This is a genomic window from Paenibacillus sp. NAIST15-1, from assembly GCF_001894745.1.
In the GTDB taxonomy this organism is placed as follows: domain Bacteria; phylum Bacillota; class Bacilli; order Paenibacillales; family Paenibacillaceae; genus Paenibacillus_B; species Paenibacillus_B suaedae.
In genome coordinates this window covers 439083-457729 of the sequence record NZ_BBYF01000001.1, presented here as the reverse complement: position 1 = coordinate 457729, position 18647 = coordinate 439083, and the positions used below count along the sequence as shown (strand labels likewise).

The 18647-nt window shown below is 48.3% G+C and carries 13 protein-coding genes; 10 read left to right on the top strand and 3 right to left on the bottom strand.

Annotation, left to right across the window (positions count from 1 at the left end; all coding sequences use genetic code 11):
• Positions 1–20: 20 nt before the first annotated feature.
• Together PBN151_RS02015 and PBN151_RS02010 are read right to left on the bottom strand one after the other, a co-directional pair.
• Positions 21–1214, bottom strand: a complete 1194-nt coding sequence (locus tag PBN151_RS02015; protein ID WP_072727427.1) for an MFS transporter — start codon at positions 1212–1214, stop codon at positions 21–23.
• Between the two features lie 204 nt (positions 1215–1418).
• A complete protein-coding gene (locus tag PBN151_RS02010; RefSeq protein ID WP_021254373.1) occupies positions 1419–1730 on the bottom strand; it encodes an ArsR/SmtB family transcription factor in 312 nt (103 codons plus the stop codon).
• A gap of 436 nt (positions 1731–2166) precedes the next feature.
• On the opposite strand from PBN151_RS02010, the gene gltB reads away from it, so the two are divergent.
• Together gltB and PBN151_RS02000 are read left to right on the top strand one after the other, a co-directional pair.
• Positions 2167–6768: a glutamate synthase large subunit gene (gene gltB, locus PBN151_RS02005; RefSeq protein WP_072727426.1), complete on the top strand. Its 4602-nt coding sequence runs from the start codon at positions 2167–2169 to the stop codon at positions 6766–6768.
• 112 nt (positions 6769–6880) lie between these two features.
• Positions 6881–8191 (top strand): MFS transporter, encoded by a 1311-nt coding sequence (locus tag PBN151_RS02000; RefSeq protein WP_072727751.1) that lies wholly within the window; start codon positions 6881–6883, stop codon positions 8189–8191.
• Positions 8192–8592: 401 nt separating this feature from the next.
• On the opposite strand, the gene PBN151_RS01995 is transcribed toward PBN151_RS02000, so the two are convergent.
• The gene (locus PBN151_RS01995; protein ID WP_021254370.1) at positions 8593–8982 is read right to left on the bottom strand and encodes a helix-turn-helix domain-containing protein; all 390 of its coding nucleotides are present in this window, start codon (positions 8980–8982) and stop codon (positions 8593–8595) included.
• Positions 8983–9253: 271 nt separating this feature from the next.
• Here PBN151_RS01995 and PBN151_RS01990 point away from each other — a divergent pair, with 271 nt between their 5' ends.
• From PBN151_RS01990 to PBN151_RS01955, 8 genes are read left to right on the top strand one after another with little or no spacing between them, the layout of a single operon-like run.
• Positions 9254–9991 (top strand): YveK family protein, encoded by a 738-nt coding sequence (locus PBN151_RS01990; RefSeq protein WP_083544802.1) that lies wholly within the window; start codon positions 9254–9256, stop codon positions 9989–9991.
• Positions 9972–10652, top strand: a complete 681-nt coding sequence (locus tag PBN151_RS01985) for a CpsD/CapB family tyrosine-protein kinase (RefSeq protein ID WP_021254368.1) — start codon at positions 9972–9974, stop codon at positions 10650–10652. The genes PBN151_RS01990 and PBN151_RS01985 overlap by 20 nt, the downstream gene beginning before the upstream one ends.
• A 41-nt stretch (positions 10653–10693) precedes the next feature.
• Positions 10694–12529, top strand: coding sequence for a polysaccharide biosynthesis protein (locus tag PBN151_RS01980; protein WP_227774297.1), 1836 nt, complete (start codon positions 10694–10696; stop codon positions 12527–12529).
• Positions 12526–13551 carry a Gfo/Idh/MocA family protein gene (locus tag PBN151_RS01975; RefSeq protein WP_072727423.1) on the top strand — a complete coding sequence of 342 codons (1026 nt, stop codon included), beginning with the start codon at positions 12526–12528 and terminating at the stop codon, positions 13549–13551. The genes PBN151_RS01980 and PBN151_RS01975 overlap by 4 nt, the downstream gene beginning before the upstream one ends.
• 54 nt (positions 13552–13605) lie before the next feature.
• The gene (locus tag PBN151_RS01970; protein ID WP_072727750.1) at positions 13606–14730 is read left to right on the top strand and encodes a DegT/DnrJ/EryC1/StrS family aminotransferase; all 1125 of its coding nucleotides are present in this window, start codon (positions 13606–13608) and stop codon (positions 14728–14730) included.
• 27 nt (positions 14731–14757) lie between these two features.
• Entirely contained in the window at positions 14758–16071 is a 1314-nt protein-coding gene (locus PBN151_RS01965) for a nucleotide sugar dehydrogenase (protein ID WP_072727749.1), read from the top strand.
• Complete coding sequence (locus PBN151_RS01960; protein ID WP_139295252.1) at positions 16043–17365, top strand: O-antigen ligase family protein; 1323 nt, start codon at positions 16043–16045, stop codon at positions 17363–17365. Before PBN151_RS01965 ends, PBN151_RS01960 begins: the two co-directional genes overlap by 29 nt.
• Complete coding sequence (locus PBN151_RS01955) at positions 17352–18647, top strand: glycosyltransferase family 4 protein (protein WP_227774295.1); 1296 nt, start codon at positions 17352–17354, stop codon at positions 18645–18647. The genes PBN151_RS01960 and PBN151_RS01955 overlap by 14 nt, the downstream gene beginning before the upstream one ends.

Here is an 18647-nt window from a genome sequence, read left to right as displayed (position 1 = left end):
TATACATCTCCGTAATGTTGCTATGCCCCGACTGACTGACCTGCTTGTTCTTTTCCTTGCATGGCATCACCGAAGAGCTTCATTTTGATCGTAATTGCGGCAAACGAAAGCATGGAAAATCCTATTCCACACCAGATAAGCTGGTGCATGCCGAGGTGAGCGATGATAAATCCCGCAACAGCAGTACCCATCGTAATTCCTAAGTTGGAGAAAGAAACGAACAGACTGTTGCCGAATTCAGGTGCTTCCTTTGTTTCAGCAGTCAGCCAAGTTTGACTGACAATCAGTCCTCCTGAGTGCACAGTTCCCCAAATGAATATCATCCCAATCATGAGAGAAAGATACGACCCTGCATAATAGACAAGTACATAGATGAACGCGTAGAGAAGCGGGAAAAGCAGTATCGTTTTTGTAGTATTTTTCTGAAGCAAAGTTCCGAACAGAAAGTTGCCAGCAATCATAACAAGCCCAAATACCATGAGCATGAGACTGATGAGTGAGCCATTCATTCGAGTGATTTGGCTTGTGTATTCGGCAAAGTAACCGTACACAGAGAACATCGCTGCAAAAATAAAGATGACAGCCGCTATGTTGAGCCAAAGTCCGGGCTTACGTAAAATACTCAGCTGTTTGCCGTAAGACATCTTCTCCTTCACAGGCATGGAAGGCAGCCAAATAAGCAAACCTATCAAGGCGATTGCATTCACGATGGCCCCAAATAAGAAGGAGGTGGATAACGAAATACGTTCAGCAAGGTAAGACGTAATCGGGACACCAAATGCGAAGCCTACTGTAATACCTGCAAATACGCGAACGACAGCCTGACTGCTCTGCTCGGGAGGTACCAGACTGGCGGCAGCTACGAGTGCGATGGAGAAGAAAATCGGATGGAACATCGCAGGCAAGATCCGGAATATAAGCATTACCTCAAAATGCGAGGTGAACGCATAGACGAGATTGGACAGAACAAACATGGAAATGGCCGTCAATAGGACACTTTTGCGGTTAAAGCGGGATGCGATCAGGGTAAGAAACGGACCGCTAACGGCCACGATGAGTGCAAATATACCGACCAGCCAGCCTGCTTGGGAAGCTGTAATGTTGTATTTCTGCGATATTTGAGGCAGCACGCCCACAATACCCATTTCTGTCGTAATAATGCCGAATACGCCAAGGGACAGCAGAAGAAGCAGCAAGGGGTTTGTTTTTCTCATTTCAACGATAACTCCATTTCTATTCATCAGAATTTACATTTTAATGGTCATGAGTACTACGATGTACTTCATTCAAATAATTTCACTTCAATGAGCTTCACTTCAATACACTTCAACCCATTTATGCCATTCCATTTGATATACATAAATACATATCTAAAAATATAGATGTATTCTAACAAAAAAAGAGATATTCCTCCTCCTCTACAAGTGATGGGTGACGTAATCGGCATATTCTCGTATCGTGCGTTCATTGCGGCGATAGTACGTCCATTTGCCGATTCGTTCAGACTCTAATAGTCCAGCTTGCTGCATTGTGAGCAGGTAGCTGGAGATGACCGATTGCGCAAGCCCTGTCTTTTTCTGAATATCGCCTACGCATATGCCTGTTGCAAATGATATTCCATACTGAATGTACTTCTCTTCATTGAAATGTTCTTCAGGATTCTTCAACCATTGAAGAATTTGGGCGCGTGTGTCATTAGACAAAGCTTTGCAAATGAGTAAAGGTTCCATACGTCTCATTATATCTATAATTACAGATTTGTAAATACAATAATTGGTGAATGATCTGTAGATGCTCCGATAGCAGGTAAATTTAATATACACACAAATGAATATAAATACAAATAAAATTATATTATTTATCCTCTTCAAAGAAAATAATGGTTCATATATGTCGAAAAATGCAAAAAAAGAACGAGAATTTATAAACGAAAATGGTGATCTATGCATAGAGGGGGATTGATCATCTTGGCTCTATATAAAGGAATTATCAACTATAATAACTTATCAAGGACATAAAAATATTAAATTGCCATCATATTAGCGTGGTGATAAAATAATGAAACAATACAAATGAATAATTATAAATTCTTAAAGAGAACGTGTTGATTGCTGTCGATCCTATGCAACGTATGTCGATCACTTTTAAATAGAAAGGTTGCTTCGTATGAAACTGAACGGATTACCTCCCAAGCAAGGCTTATATGATCCACGATTTGAAAAAGATGCGTGCGGAATGGGCTTCGTTGCTCATATTAAAGGGCAGAAATCCCATGATATCGTACGTCAGGCGCTACAGATGCTGGTGAATATGGAGCATCGCGGCGGTCAAGGAAGCGAACCGAATACAGGCGATGGAGCAGGAATTATGCTGCAAATTCCGCATCGCTTCTTTGCTCGCGAGTTGGACCAGCAAGGAATTGCACTTCCGGAATCAGGTCAATACGGCGTAGGTATGCTGTTCCTGACGCAGAATGAGCAAGCGCGGGAAGAGCATGAAACGCGTCTTCGCCGCATCGTTGAGGAAGAAGGGCATCAATTAATCGGATTCCGTACTGTACCGACGAATGGGGAAGGTCTTGGTCAATCCGCACAGGCAGTTCAGCCTTATGTGCGCCAAGTGTTTATCGCACGGAATGCGGATAGTGAGAGTGAACTGGCCTTCGAACGCAAGCTGTACATGATTCGCAAGCGGATGGAGCGGGAAATTCGCTATACCGGTGAAGAGGAAGCGAGCACGTTCTATATTTCGAGCATGTCTTGCCGGAAAATTGTATATAAAGGAATGCTGACCACCGAGCAAGTTGGGCAGTTCTATCTCGATCTGCAGCATGATTTGCTCGAATCTGCGATTGCACTTATTCATTCACGCTTCAGCACGAACACGTTCCCGAGTTGGGAGCGTGCCCATCCGTATCGCTATATGATTCATAATGGTGAAATCAACACGCTTCGCGGCAATGTGAACTGGATGCATGCGCGTCAGACATTGTTCGCATCAGGCGCCTTCGGCGCTGATCTGGAGAAGGTGAAGCCAGTCATTAATGACGATGGTTCAGATACGGGTATGTTCGACAATACGTTTGAATTTCTGTATTTGGCGGGACGTCCGCTATCGCATGTTGCGATGATGATGGTGCCTGAGCCATGGAACAATCATGACAGCATGGATCCGGCGAAGAAGGCCTTCTACGAGTATCACAGCTGTCTGATGGAGCCTTGGGATGGCCCTGCGGCAATGGCGTTTACAGACGGCGTGCAAATTGTAGCCACCTTGGATCGCAATGGATTGCGCCCATCTCGTTACTATGTGACGAAGGACGATATGATTGTGCTTAGCTCGGAAGCGGGCGTGCTGGATATTGCGCCAGAGCAGATTGCCTACAAGGATCGCCTTCGTCCTGGGCGCATGCTCGTTGTAGATACCGAGCAAGGCTGCATCATTTCCGATGAAGAAGTGAAGGCGCAGATTGCGGCGGAGAATCCGTACCAAGCTTGGCTGGAGGAGCATCTGGTCAGTCTTGAGGACTTGCCGGACGCGCCGGAAGTGCCTGAGCCGAAGCATGAGAATGTGCAGCAGCGCCAGCAGGCATTTGGTTACACCTATGAGGAACTGCGCAAGATTATCGAGCCGATGGCGGCTACTGGTGTAGAGCCGCTTGGATCGATGGGATATGATGCACCGCTTGCGATATTATCTGAACGTCCGCAGCGGCTGTACAATTACTTTAAGCAATTGTTTGCACAGGTGACGAACCCGCCTATCGATGCCATTCGCGAGGAGATTGTCACAGCGACGGGCACGACGATCGGGCCTGAGCGGAATCTGTTGCTTCCAGAGCCGGAGAGCTGCCGCCAGATTAAGCTCGATTCTCCCGTGCTCTCCAATGAAGAATTTGCGAAGCTTCGCCATATTCGCAGACCAGGCTTCAAGTCGATCACCATTCCGATCTTATTCACAGCATCAGAAGGAGCGGCGGGGCTTGAAGCGGCTTTGAAGACGATGTGCGAGGCAGCTGATCGGGTTATCGGCAAGGGACATAATTTAATCATCCTGTCTGATCGTGGCGTGGAGGAGGAACAAGCGGCTATTCCGGCGCTTCTTGCAGTATCCAGCCTTCATCACCATCTCATTCGCCAAGGGACGCGTACGAAGGTAAGCCTATTGCTGGAATCGGGCGAGCCGCGTGAGGTACACCACTATGCACTGCTGCTTGGCTATGGCGTCAGTGTGGTGAACCCATACTTGGTGTTCGAGACGCTGGATGATATGATTCGCCAAGGCATCATGCACGGCATTACGCATGAGAAGGCAGTTAAGAATTATATGAAGGCCGCGACGAAGGGCGTCGTGAAGATCTTGTCCAAGATGGGAATCTCGACGGTACAGTCTTATCGCGGCGCACAAATTTTTGAAGCAATTGGATTGAAGCAGGACTTTGTCGATCAATACTTTACTTGGACGCCATCCCGAATCGGCGGCATTGGCTTGGAGGAAGTAGCGCAGGAGGCGTTGTCTCATCACTATCGTGCTTTCGCCTCACAGCCGGGAAGAGATACGGAATTGGATTCCGGGGGCGAGTATCAGTGGCGCAAGGACGGGGAGGAGCATCTGTTCAACCCGCAAACCATTCATACCTTGCAGCAAGCTGTACGTACGAACGATTACCGTCTGTTCAAGAAGTATTCGAAGCTGGTGCAAGGAGAGTACAACAGCAGCCGAACCCTTCGTTCGTTGTTCACCTTGAAGCCAATTGGCCCAGCGATTCCAGTGGATGAAGTGGAATCCGTCGAATCGATCGTGAAGCGGTTCAAGACGGGAGCAATGTCGTTCGGCTCGATCTCGAAGGAAGCGCACGAGAGCTTGGCTATCGCCATGAACCGAATCGGAGGCAAGTCGAACTCCGGTGAAGGCGGAGAGAATCCAGCCCGCTATGTGAAGGATGCGAATGGCGATTCCCGAAGAAGCGCGATCAAGCAGGTGGCATCTGGACGGTTCGGTGTAACATCTCATTATCTCGTTAACGCAGATGAGATCCAGATTAAGATGGCACAGGGAGCCAAGCCGGGAGAAGGCGGTCAGCTGCCAGGCCGCAAGGTATATCCATGGGTTGCGGAAGTGCGCGGCTCGACACCAGGAGTAGGCTTGATTTCTCCGCCGCCGCACCATGACATTTACTCGATCGAGGATTTAGCTGAGCTGATCTATGATTTGAAGAATGCCAATCCGCAGGCGCGCATCAATGTGAAGCTCGTCTCGGAAGTCGGTGTTGGGACGATTGCTGCCGGAGTAGCCAAGGGGCGTGCAGATGTAATTCTCGTCAGTGGCTATGACGGTGGCACTGGCGCTTCACCGCAGGGCTCGATCCGTCACGCAGGCTTGCCGTGGGAGCTTGGATTGGCGGAGACGCATCAGACCTTGATCCTGAACAACTTGCGCGATCGTATTGTATTGGAAACGGACGGGAAGATGATGACAGGACGCGACCTTGCTATCGCTGCCCTGCTGGGAGCTGAGGAATATGGCTTCTCCACAGCACCGCTTGTTGCGGTCGGCTGTATTATGATGCGAGTATGCCAGCTGGACACATGCCCTGTCGGAGTGGCGACACAAAATCCAGAGCTGCGCAAGAACTTTGCAGGCGATCCGCAGCATGTCGTGAACTTTATGCTCTTCATTGCAGAGGAGCTTCGTGAATGGATGGCGGAGCTTGGATTCCGTGCGCTGGATGAGATGATTGGGCGTACAGAATGCTTGGGCATGAAGGATGCACTGGATCATTGGAAGGCGAAGCATCTCGACTTGTCCTCGGTGCTGTATCAGCCTGAGATGCCAGAAGGTTCCTCGCGCATTCAAGTACGCGCTCAGAACCATGGCTTGGAAGAGACGCTCGATATGACAAGGCTCGTTCCCGAAGCGCAGTCTGCGCTGGAATCAGGAATGCCAGTGGAAGGGACATTCCCGATATGCAATGTGAATCGTGCGACAGGCACAATATTGGGCAGCGAGGTAACGAGGAGATACGGCGCGGCAGGACTGCCTGAGGATACGATCCGTTACTCATTTATCGGGTCTGCTGGACAGAGCTTCGGCGCATTTGTTCCACGCGGCATGACGTTGACGGTTGAAGGCGACTGCAACGACTATGTCGGCAAGGGGTTATCGGGCGGTAAAATTATCGTGAAGCCGTCTCCGCAGGCTACTTTTGCAGCAGAGGACAATGTCATTATCGGCAATACGGCATTCTACGGGGCTACAAGCGGTGAAGCCTACATTCGCGGAATCGCTGGCGAACGCTTCGCGGTTCGCAATTCAGGTGTACATGTGGTCGTCGAAGGCGTAGGCGATCATGGCTGTGAATATATGACTGGCGGACGTGTCGTCGTGCTCGGCAAGACGGGGCGCAACTTCGCGGCAGGGATGTCCGGGGGGATCGCATATGTATGGGATGAGGATCGTACATTCGTGAACCGCTGCAATCTAGAAATGGTGCTGCTGGAGCTGCTTGAAGGAGCGGAAGAAGGGCAGCAGGTGCGAGGCATGATTGAGCGTCATGTGCAAGCAACGGGCAGCACCATTGGGGAACGAATCTTGCAGCAATGGGACAATGGAGCAAGCGAGCAATTCGTCCGTGTCATTCCGAAGGATTATAAGCGCATGATGGAGCAAATTGCGAAGGTAGAGGCGCAGGGGATGACCGGAGAAGCGGCGCTGCTTGCCGCATTTGAAGCGAATATGCGCGATTTATCACGTGCTAGCGGAAACTAAATTATGGTATGATAGCTATGGCCTGCAGTTCGGAACTATCCGGGCGCAGGCCATCGCTTTTTTCAACCTACTTCTACTAGAAATCGTTGGTGATACCATGAAGTTTTCGCCGATGGGGGCGTTCCGCAATTATACGCGGGAGATGAACGTATTTATCTGGGCAAGCATGATTAATTCAACAGGCGGTGCTCTCATGTGGCCGCTCACGACGTTGTTTGTTCACATGCAATTAAATCGCTCCTTGGCTGATGCCGGATTCGTCATTCTGATACAAATGCTCGGCGGCGTATTTGGACAGTTCCTTGGAGGGGGATTGTATTATCGGGTAGGAGTGCGACGCCTGCTTGTATGGGCACTGGCGATTACCTCTGTGCTGCAATTCTCGCTTGTGTTCACGGCATATGCCAGCTGGTGGGGATATATCATTACGATGGGGGCGATTGGCCTAGCCAATTCCGTATCGATGCCGGCGATTCAATCTTTTATTGGCTTTCGCTGGTCTGACCGTCGGGACGAATTATTCAATGTGATCTATGTGGCGAACAACATCGGGGTCGCGCTGGGAACAGCATTGAGCGGTGTGCTCGCAGACATTTCGTTTAATTTAACCTTCATGCTGAACGGAGTCACCTCAGCCGGGTTTGCCTTCTTCTTCTATCGCTTCCTGCAAGGCATGCAGGAAGAGGGAGCCGTGCAAGAGAATAGTTTGACAAATAACGGACAAGCTCTTGAGAGTCAAGGTACTGGAGTGGCAGTAAATTCTGGCGATAGACAACAGCCCTCAGCTGGAGTGCTGCCGGAACAGACACTATGGAATAAGCTAGCCGCTTATCGCATATATTTGTTCATGTCCTTAGGGGCCATGTTCATATGGCTGGCGAATTCCTTGTGGGGAAGCGGGATTGCCCCGCATATTGCAGATCAGGGTATGGTCCTCTCAATGTACAGTCTGCTGTGGACATTGAACGGCGTACTTATCTTTGCAGCTCAGCCGATTACAACATGGATGAAGAGAACCATAGCGAAGCGTGTAACGGATCAGCTGACATGGAGCGGCATTTTTTATGGAGCGGCATATCTCGTCATTTGGATTGTGCCGAACTATGCAGGTTTCGTGCTTGGAATGGCATTGGCAACACTAGGAGAAATGCTTGTATCCCCGGCTGTCCCAGCATTCCTATCCGCTCGGGCTGGTCGTGAGGCCCCATTCTATATGGGGGTTGCAGGTGGAATCAGCTCTATTGGAAGGATGATAGGGCCATATTTGCTGGGCGTTACGTACGATCATAGCGGGCTTGCTGGCGTAGCAGTCATCTCAATCGCGATTGCGGTATTATCGATTATTAGTTTTATCATTCATGCATGGCTTCAACGTCAAGGCAAAGTCCCGGTTCGTCCGCGCTCTTTTCCTTCATCTTCGTAATTTTTGAAGAATACGTATAAAATTCGACAAAAGTAGAACTGAATAGGTACGCTCCTCTCCCCATGATACGACAGTGTACCTGCATCTTATGGGTTATAATAAAGATTGAAATATGGCAATTTGGAACTAAATAAAGAGCTATAGCAGTGGTCATTACAAGATAAGTGAGGTACGGGTTATGGGAGGAATAGGGGAGAATCATAATCTGAAAAGTCAAAATGAAACAAGTCTAGACAATAAACAGACTAAACTAGATATTTTTGACATTTTGACTCAATTGCAAATTGATCTTGAACGATGGCCCGATGTATACCATCGACCGGAGGCTATACCTGCAATTGAATAGTATGTAGATGAGCATCCTCCATTTGATCAATGGAGGATGTATTGTTTTCTTATGGTTATTTCTTAATTCTGGAAGTTGGCTGCATGGAACGCTCGGCGCGCACAAATGCGATGAAGCGTCGCGATTCGTCCTCAGACAGCTCACGTCCATCTACCGTAAGACGGAACCTCTTCATCAAGTCTTCGTCAGACAACTCCAAAGCGTCTGCAAACTCACGAACCTCATGTGTCAAGGTTGTTGTTGGATTGGAGATGCGTCCCACCAAATAATCTATAGATACTCCAAATAAATCCGCTAATTTGGTCAACGTTTCAAAATCAGGCTTGCGGCGATTTTTTTCATAGTGAGAAAGCGCGGCTCGGGTAATACCCAGCAGCTCAGCGAGTCCCTCTTGTGTCCATCCCTTCTGATCTCGAAGATATGATATGCGATTTCCGGTACTCATGCCAACAATTCCTCCCTTGCTAAGACGATACACCCTTTTTGAAACAATATGTCGCAAAAAAATTATAAATTATACAGAAATGAATTGACACGATACAAAATGTATCTTAATCTAAAAGTAGTTCAAGGTTACAAAATGTATCAAAACTATGACTTTAGAACCTCTTTTTCTATTATAGTGTCCCCCCCATATGATGGTCAATTGAAGATAAATCGATTACGTTTCCTCAAGTAGAGAAGCATTATAATCCATCAAAAAGGAGTGAACGACCATCGAACTTCTAACCTTGCTTGAAGTTATCAACCGTAGAAAATGGTTTCTAATCATCACTACCCTTATTGTAACATTGCTTGCGGCATTGTTCATGCAAGTAACTCAAAAACCGACCTATCGCTCTACAGTAAAGATGATTATGAGTAATAGCGGTTCAGATGCAGAAATGACGATGGAAAGAATGAATTTGAATATATCCTTGATGAACACCTTTAAGGAATTAATTAAGACACCTACTATTCTTGGGGCGGTTATACGTGATAATCCAAGCTGGGGCCTGTCAATCAGTCAACTCGCGGATCGCATATCGGTAAGCACGGTGGAGCAAACCCCAGTAATGTCTATAACCGTTCGAGACGTCTCAGAATCGAGAGTGATTGACATTATGAATGATGTAACAAGCACGCTAAAAAGACAAGTAGCATTCATCTACAAAATGGACAACATTCTCATTCTCGATGACCCGAATCACCAACAGCGCATGATTCCAGAAGTCGAATCCCATGTATTGCGCAACACAGTGATCGTTGGGGCTGCTTGCTTTATTTTACTCATGCTGTTTGTCAGCATGAAAGATATGACGGGAGATGTTGTGCGAAATGAAGCACGACTGAGGGAACTGGAACTTTCACCTCTCGTGTCCATCGAACCTTGCAAAAGAGGAGATATGTTGACGCAAAAGACAGCGAATACCAAATTGGCGGGTGATAAAAAGAATGTTCCGATATCGACGTAAAATTCAGCTATTAGTGCATATGAAGAAGACGTCTAACATTTCCCAAACGTACCGCGCATTGCGAACGAAGTTGAATTATATGCTAGCCAAGCGAAATGATCGAACTCTTTTGGTGACTTCATCCGTGCATGGGGAAGGCAAGACGACGGTAGCTAGCAATTTGGGAATTGCCTTCGCGCTGGAAGGAAAGAAAGTCGTAATCATCGATGCGAATCTGCGCCTGCCAACACTTCACCATGTATTCTCCCTCTCGAAGCGCAGCGGATTAGGCGATTATTTGGAATCTGCGCAATGGTCGGAAGAAATGATACAAGAAAGCTCCATACCTAATTTATTCATACTCCCTGGGAATCCGACGAACAGTGATCCTTCCGAGCTGTTGGGCAGCTCTCAAATGGAATACCTCTTAAGTCATCTTGCAGAACAATTCGATCTGATTCTTATCGATTCGCCCCCCATAACGAAAGTCACGGATGGACTAATATTGTCAGGTTTGTGCGATGCGGTACTGATCGTTGTTAAATCTGGAAAAGTAAAAGCTGCTACGCTCATGAAAGTGAAAGAGGCCATAGAGTGCGTGAGCGGTACGATTATCGGCACTGTACTCAATCAAGTCGAACGGCGCAATTCGTTGAATTCACAGGTAATTGCGATGAAATAGCTGCTCGGGATAGAGACAACTGAACTAATGGAGTGATGGAGTTGAAATTGTGGTGGCTCAAGAAAGGAAGTTTTGCAGTTCTGGATGCAGGATGTATTGCTGTAAGTGTCGGGCTGTCCTATTTGCTTACGATCCATGCTAACGAAGGACAGATTGGAAATTCGTTCGTGCTCGGGTTCAGCGTGCTTACCATCGTCTGCTGTCTGATCGGCTTCCAGGTGTTCAATTTATATGAACAAGTATGGCGTTATGCAGATAGTAGACATGTGTTGTTAATTGCGTCTGCCGTTACGGCTGGCTGTGGTATGTCTTCGATAATATCTATTCTCCTATGGGGAAATGAGGTGCCATGGGGGTTTATGATCATGACCTATGAGACGGTTCTTCTGTCCGTCGGAGGAATCCGAATGCTGCAAAGGTACAGGCAGAGACGTACGGTGAGCCATCAGCGGGTGAAGCGTCACATTCTCATTATCGGAGCGGGTGATTGTGGGTCGCTAGTGGCCAAAAAGATATTGGACAATGAGCATTCAGACTCCCTGCCTGCAGCGTTCATCGATGATGATTCAAATAAGTGGAACAAAAAAATCGTGGGCATTCCGGTCGTTGGTGGCCGTGATTCGATTATGCAAGCTGTACAGCAATATCAGATTCAGGACATTATTATCGCCCTGCCTTCCTTGCCGCGCAAGCAAATTGCCGAATTTATCGATTGCTGTAAGACAACGGGCTGCAATATTTATACGATGCCTAGTCTGGATGACCTGATGCAGGGCAAGCTCACGGTGAACGATATTCGTCATGTAGACGTCGAGGATTTGCTTGGGAGAGAGCCTGTTCGCCTGCATTTGCAAGACAACTGCAATTATATTCGGGGTAGAACGGTTCTTGTTACAGGGGCTGGGGGTTCTATTGGTTCCGAGTTATGTCGTCAGATCGCTGCCCTTAGTCCGCAATTATTGCTCCTGCTTGGTCATGGAGAGAACAGTATTTATGCCATTGAGTCGGAGCTTCGCCGGCTTCATCCTGGGTTGGAAATTATGCCAATCATTGCGGATATTCAAAATAAGCCAAGACTTGAACAACTGTTCCACGAATATGCTCCGAATGTCGTGTTTCATGCGGCGGCGCATAAGCATGTCCCGCTCATGGAGCTGAACCCTTCCGAGGCTATTCGAAATAATGTGCACGGAACGAGGAATGTAGCGGAATGTGCCCATCGATTTGGCAGTGAGCGTTTCGTCCTTATTTCTTCAGATAAGGCTGTGCATCCTTCGAGTGTCATGGGGGCAACGAAGCGAATGGCTGAGATGGTCATCCAGCATCTGAACGAGCGCAGCAGTACGAACTTTACTTCGGTTCGGTTCGGCAATGTGCTTGGCAGCCGCGGCAGCGTAATTCCGCGCTTCAAGGAGCAGATCCAGCAGGGCGGGCCCATCACGATCACACACCCGGATATGACGCGCTTTTTCATGACGATTCCAGAAGCTGTTGCCTTAGTAATTCAAGCTGGAGCCTATGCCGTTGGCGGAGAGGTATTCATCTTGGATATGGGCAAGCCTGTTAAAATTTTGGATTTAGCAACAGATTTAATCCGTTTGTCCGGCTTTGAGCCTTACAAAGATATTGAAATTGAAGTAACGGGAATACGACCTGGGGAAAAGCTGCATGAGGAATTGTCAACGGAGGAGGAGGGATTGCGGAGAACGGAACATCAGCGCATTTTTGTCGGCAATCCACTTCTGATAGAGGAGCGCGCATTTGAGCACTGGAATAAGCAGCTCAATGAGCTTCTTCTTGATAATCCCCTACATTTGAAGCGTTTTTTAATGGAAACTATTTCGAGTTCGGATGAAGGAGTGAAGATGGCACGATGATACGATTCGGGATTGTAGGCTGCGGCCATATTGCAGCAAAGCATGTGGAAGCTATTCAGAACGTACAAGGAGCAGTACTGCAAGCGTTGTGCGACTCGGACGCGGAGCGGATGAGACCATGGGCAGAAGACGGGATTGCGGCGTATTTGCAGTACAGGGACATACTGCAGGATCCACGTGTAGATGTGGTCATTATTTGTACGCCGAGCGGGCTGCATGCGGATATGGCCGTTCAAGCGGCTCAGGCTGGCAAGCATGTTGTCGTGGAGAAGCCGCTCGCCTTGACGCTTCTTGATGCAGAGCGGGTGATAGCAGCATGCAGCAAGCATAAGGTGAAGCTGGCAGTCGTACATCCGAACCGCTATCGTCCGGCAATTGTGCAATTGAAGAAAATGCTGGATGAGGGGAGATTCGGCAAGCTGAGCCATGCGAGCGTCAAGCTTCGCTGGAATCGGAACCAGGACTATTACAATCAATCTCCTTGGCGGGGAACGAGAGCGATGGATGGCGGTGTCCTGATGAATCAAGGCATCCATTCAATGGATTTGCTAGCTTGGCTGATGGGGCCGGCAGTTAAAGTGCGAGCCATGTCGGCAACGCGGCTGAGAAATATCGAAATGGAGGACGTGGCATTGGCTGTTATGCAATTTGCCGATGGCGCACTTGGCTCGGTAGAAGTTGCTTCGACCGTCTATCCGAACAACTTAGAGGAAGAGATTGCATTGTTCGGAGAACATGGTTCAGCGGTGATTGGCGGTCCAACCGCGCACTGGATTAAATATTGGAACTTTGCATCCCTTGATAAGCAAGAAGCGTTGGCATTTGTTGAGCATACGCATTTAAATCCTTTTGGCGAACCCGGACATACCCATATGATTCGGGATATGGTCGAAGCGATTCGCGATGATCGTGATCCGCATGTATCAGGCGAAGATGGCAAGAGAGCGCTGCAGATGGTGTTGGACATCTACGATGCAAGCGTGAATCAACGGAGCAGCGAAGAGCAGCTCATTTCCCTGTAATCGGAATGAATGGACTAATAGGTGAAGGTGGAGATTCGGTTGTCTAATATTCTCGTGCAAACAAAACGCAGCATCCCTCTTATTGATTTGCAAGCTTCCTATGCGTCGATTTCAGAAGAGCTGCTGCGGGCTGCAGAAGAAGTACTATCTAGCGGCCATTATATTAACGGCCCGCAAGTTCAAGCGTTCGAAGAAGAGTTGGCGCAATATTTGAATGTTCCGTATGCCGTTGGAGTAGCGAATGGAACAGATGCGCTCATGCTGACCTTAGATGCGCTCGGCGTCGGTCCTGGAGATGAGGTAATTACCTCTCCCTTTACCTTCTTTGCCAGTGCGGAAGTGATCTCGCGCGTTGGGGCAACTCCTGTGTTTGTTGATGTGAATCCAGAAACGTATTTGATTGATACAAATTGTATCGAGAAAGCGATAACGCCGCGCACGAAAGCAATTATTCCGGTACATATTTTCGGACAGATGGCAGATATGGATGCCGTGAATGACATTGCCATGAGGCATGGACTTCATGTTGTGGAAGATGCTTGTCAGGCGCTGGGCGCAGATTATAACGGGAAGCAGGCAGGAAGCCTTGGCACTGCGGGATGCTTTTCGTTCTTCCCTACCAAAAATTTAGGGGGATTCGGAGATGGCGGCATCGTCGTTACGCACGACGCAGAACTTGCCCGCACCATTCGCATGCTGCGTGTTCATGGTTCGAATCCGAAATATTATCATGCCAGAGTAGGCTATAACAGCCGGCTGGATGAGCTTCAAGCGAGCTTGCTCCGTGTCAAATTGCGCAGATTGAATGAATGGACAGACATGCGCCGGCAGAAGGTGAAGCAGTACGAAGAAGGGCTGTCACAATTGCCTATTACGCTTCCAACAGAGCTGGATTACGGAAAGCATGCTTATCATTTGTACATTATTGAGACTGATCAGCGTGAACAGTTAATGGCGCATCTCAAGGAGCAGGGAATTGATTCCGGTGTATATTATCCGGTTCCGCTGCATCTTCAAGAGGTATATCGCCCGCTTGAATATAGCGAAGGCGATCTGCCGCATGCAGAGCAGGCCTCCGCCCGCTGTATGGCGCTGCCGTTGTTCCCAGAACTGACTCAGCAGGATCAGCAATATATTATAGACGCCGTGACACAGTTTTTTAAAGGACGTGATAAATAGATGAGTGTAGTTGCCAGCTCTTTAACGATCAGTGCGGCCGATGTGCTAATGGAAAAGCTGCTTGATAAGTCAGCTGTGATCGGCGTAGTAGGCTTGGGATACGTGGGACTGCCGTTGGCGGTGGAGAAGGCGAAATCCGGCTTCCAAGTCATCGGTTTCGACGTACAGGACACGAAGGTGAGCCTGATTAATCAAGGAATTAACTATATCGGCGATGTCGTCGACGAAGAATTGAGCATGATGGTGCAGGCGAATAAATTAATGGCAACTACAGATTTTGTGTTCATAAATGAAGTGGATGTCGTAACGATCTGCGTGCCGACTCCGTTAGACAGCTATCATCAACCGGATACGAGCTATGTCAAGCAATCAACAGAGGAAATTGCCAAGCACTTGCGTCCCGGAATGCTAGTGATCTTGGAAAGTACGACGTATCCCGGGACGACGGATGAGTTGGTGAAGCCTATTCTAGAAACTTCGGGCCTTACCTGTGGCGTTGACTTTTTCCTGGCGTATTCTCCTGAACGCGTAGATCCAGGCAACAAAAGCTATAACACAAAAAATACACCAAAAGTAGTTGGCGGTATAACATCGTCATGCACCCGAGTGGCTGCTCAGCTCTATCGGTCCGTTTTGGAGGGAGATGTGGTTGAAGTAAGTTCTCCCGCAGTTGCGGAGATGGAGAAGGTGTTCGAGAACACGTTCCGCAACATCAATATCGCCCTTGTAAATGAGCTGACCCTTCTGTGCAATCGAATGGGGATTAACATTTGGGAAGTCATTGATGCCGCGAAGACGAAGCCGTATGGGTTTATGGCGTTCTATCCAGGGCCTGGCCTCGGCGGGCACTGCATTCCGATCGATCCGTTCTATTTAAGCTGGAAGGCTCGTGAATACAATTGCCATATGCGGCTCATTGAAACGGCCGGTGAAATCAACCGAACAATGCCGGAATATGTAGTGACTCGTATTGGTTCGATCCTGAATGAAGAAGGGAAAACAATAAAAAATTCGCGCATCGTCCTGCTCGGCATGGCTTACAAAAAGGATGTGGACGATTGGCGGGAATCTCCCGTGCTTACCATTATGGATGCCTTAAAGTCGAAGGGGGCAGATGTCGTATTTAGCGATCCGCATGTCGTTCACTGCATCCATCGTGGACAGTGTATGGAAGCGTCAGAATTAACGGGAGAGCTACTGGGAGGAGCGGATATTACGGTCATTACAACCGATCATTCCGCTTTCGATTATCAGTTCATCTGTGAACACTCCCAAGTTGTATACGATACGCGCAATGCGGTTAAGGGCGAGTATGGTTCAGCCAAATATTATCGACTTTAATCACCATCGGCGTGCCAGCACAATTCGGATTGATCACCTTCTGATGAGTCTCCTTCACACCCTTTTTTCCTTTGAAATGTTATTTGTGATCTTTCTGTTCGCAGGTGTATTCAAATCCGATCCAAGATTCAGTTGGATACCGATGGACATCACGATGCTGACGTTGGGACTCGGTGTGCTGGTATCGATTTTTGTACTGATGAAGAGGAAATTCATCGTTCTATGGGACAGCTACATGGTGACAGCCATTTATCTTCTGCTCGCAGCCTATGCGATGCTGTCGCTAATCTGGTCCCCAAGCCAGATCTATGCCACTGATAAAGTGTCCAAGATGCTTACACTCGTGTTGTGGTCAATCATCGGCAGCTCATGGATCATTGCTTCGGAACCGAAGCGGGTACAGCGATTCATAATGGCGCTCGGCATATTCTCCTTATGGATTGCAGGGGAAGGGATCCTCACCTACGCAGCGTCCGGGGGGAAGGGATTTGTCAACGTTATGGGTGGCACGTATTTAGGAGCAGGCCAAATTTCGAGCTTAGGTGCAATTGTATTCATGTGGCAGCTTCTGTTCGGACAGAGAGAAGCCCTGTATAAATTGTTCTCATTGTTCTCATTCGGTATTTGTATGTTTCACTTATTTGTTGGCGGGGGTAGAGGTCCTCTGCTAGCAACATTTCTGTCCTTGCTCTTGCCGATGCTGTATTCGATTCGATTGGAGCACAATCGGATGTACGTAAGGCGTTACAGCTTATTGTTGCTTGCCATGATAGCGGGGGCGATCTCTACAGCGGTAATATGGTCTGCATCTCCGAATCCACCACAGACATTGCTCCGGCTATCTCTGCTGATGCCGGGAAGTGATGGAATTGGGGGTTCGGCCTCCGCAAGGGTGTCGTATGCAGGCGAAGCGGGAGATTACTGGCTGAGATCCCCATTGCGGGGCAATGGGATTGGATCATGGCCTGTGCTGTCTCAGATGGACGATTTCCGCGATTATCCGCATAATCTGTTCATCGAAGTGATGGTAGAACTCGGTGGTATTGGCTTGCTGCTCTTAGCTTTATTGATTGGCATTACGATTCGATATGCGATATTGATCTTGAAATCTGCTCAATCCGAGCGCTGGATCGTGCTGGTCATGATATTTATAGCCATGCTGTTCAATGTAACGGTCAGTGGCGATATTCCCGACAATCGAGCGTTCTTTGCCGTAATCGGCCTGCTTCCAGTCATAACTAAAGCAGGATTATTAGCAGCGCGAGAGGAGGAGCATTCTATTGCACACCGTTAAATATGGCAGCAGCGGATTGATGGAGGATCAACATGAGCGTAATCATTTGTTCACGGTATGCATGCTTAGTACGGCCCACGATGCCAACGATTCCCGCATAACGTACAAAGAAGCCGTCTCGCTGGCCAAGGCTGGATATAACACACTGTTCATTGTACCGCACCATGGAGAGGAAGTTATTGAAGGGGTGCGCATTGTCCCTCTGCCGATTCCACGTTCTCGGTCTGAGAGAATGTGGACGACAACATGGCGACTCTATCGGGCGGCGAGGCAAATAGATGCAGACGTATACCATTTTCATGATCCAGAATTGATTCCGATAGGGTTGTGGCTGAAGAAAAAGGGATACAGAGTCATATACGATGTGCATGAAGATGTCCCGCGCCAGATTTTGAGCAAAGGGTGGATTCCGAAGTGGCTAAGAGGCGGCGTATCTCGATTGGTGGAGCGGATAGAGCTCTGGGCTAGTCTTCGCTTCGATGCGATTGTAACGGCAACGACTCATATTGAAGAACGGTTCGCTAGACACCCGAAGTGTTACACCAAGACAGTGTGCAATTATCCAATTCTGGACGAATTCGTACACACTGCCGAGTCACCACAATCCGTACAATCTGTACAATCCGGGGAATTCATTGGCATTTCCCAACATGCAGGTAAGGAGGACGCCGTCTGTTATGTTGGCTCCATCGGGAATATTCGCGGACTTCAGCAGATAGTTGGCGCCATGGAGTTCGGAATACCGGATAAAAAGCTTTTGCTGGCGGGTTCCTTCGCTTCTGCCGAGGAGAAGCATGTTGCTATGGGACGTTCCGGCTGGGCCAAAGTTGATTACCTCGGGCAGTTGAACCGTAAGCAGGTATATGAAACGATGGCTCGTTCGAGAGCAGGGCTCGTTATTTTGCACCCGACGATCAATTACATAGACGCGCTCCCGATCAAGCTGTTCGAATATATGGCGGCAGGCATTCCCGTCATCGCCTCTGACTTCCCGAAGTGGAGGCAGATTATTGAGCAAGCAGGCTGCGGATTTTGCGTCGACCCCTTCGATCTTGAAGGCATATCGCAACGAATCGATTGGCTCATTACGCATCATGAAGAAGCGGAAGAAATGGGGCGCTGCGGGCAAGAAGCAGTTCAGTCTCTCTATCATTGGAATGTAGAAAAAGAAAAGCTGCTGCATGTTTATGCCGACGTCACGGGTCGCATCAGGAAGGAAGAAGTACAGCAAACTGCCTTTGGCATGATGAATAGGGAACGTGAAAGGAAGGTTGTAAAGTAG

Excerpts from the sequence above, each read along its gene's own strand:
- PBN151_RS02015 (WP_072727427.1), bottom strand. The coding sequence starts at position 1,214 with ATGAGAAAAACAAACCCCTTGCTGCTTCTTCTGCTGTCCCTTGGCGTA.
- PBN151_RS02010 (WP_021254373.1), bottom strand. The coding sequence starts at position 1,730 with ATGGAACCTTTACTCATTTGCAAAGCTTTGTCTAATGACACACGCGCC.
- gltB (WP_072727426.1), top strand. The coding sequence starts at position 2,167 with ATGAAACTGAACGGATTACCTCCCAAGCAAGGCTTATATGATCCACGA.
- PBN151_RS02000 (WP_072727751.1), top strand. The coding sequence starts at position 6,881 with ATGGGGGCGTTCCGCAATTATACGCGGGAGATGAACGTATTTATCTGG.
- PBN151_RS01995 (WP_021254370.1), bottom strand. The coding sequence starts at position 8,982 with ATGAGTACCGGAAATCGCATATCATATCTTCGAGATCAGAAGGGATGG.
- PBN151_RS01985 (WP_021254368.1), top strand. The coding sequence starts at position 9,972 with ATGTTCCGATATCGACGTAAAATTCAGCTATTAGTGCATATGAAGAAG.
- PBN151_RS01975 (WP_072727423.1), top strand. The coding sequence starts at position 12,526 with ATGATACGATTCGGGATTGTAGGCTGCGGCCATATTGCAGCAAAGCAT.
- PBN151_RS01960 (WP_139295252.1), top strand. The coding sequence starts at position 16,043 with ATGGTTCAGCCAAATATTATCGACTTTAATCACCATCGGCGTGCCAGC.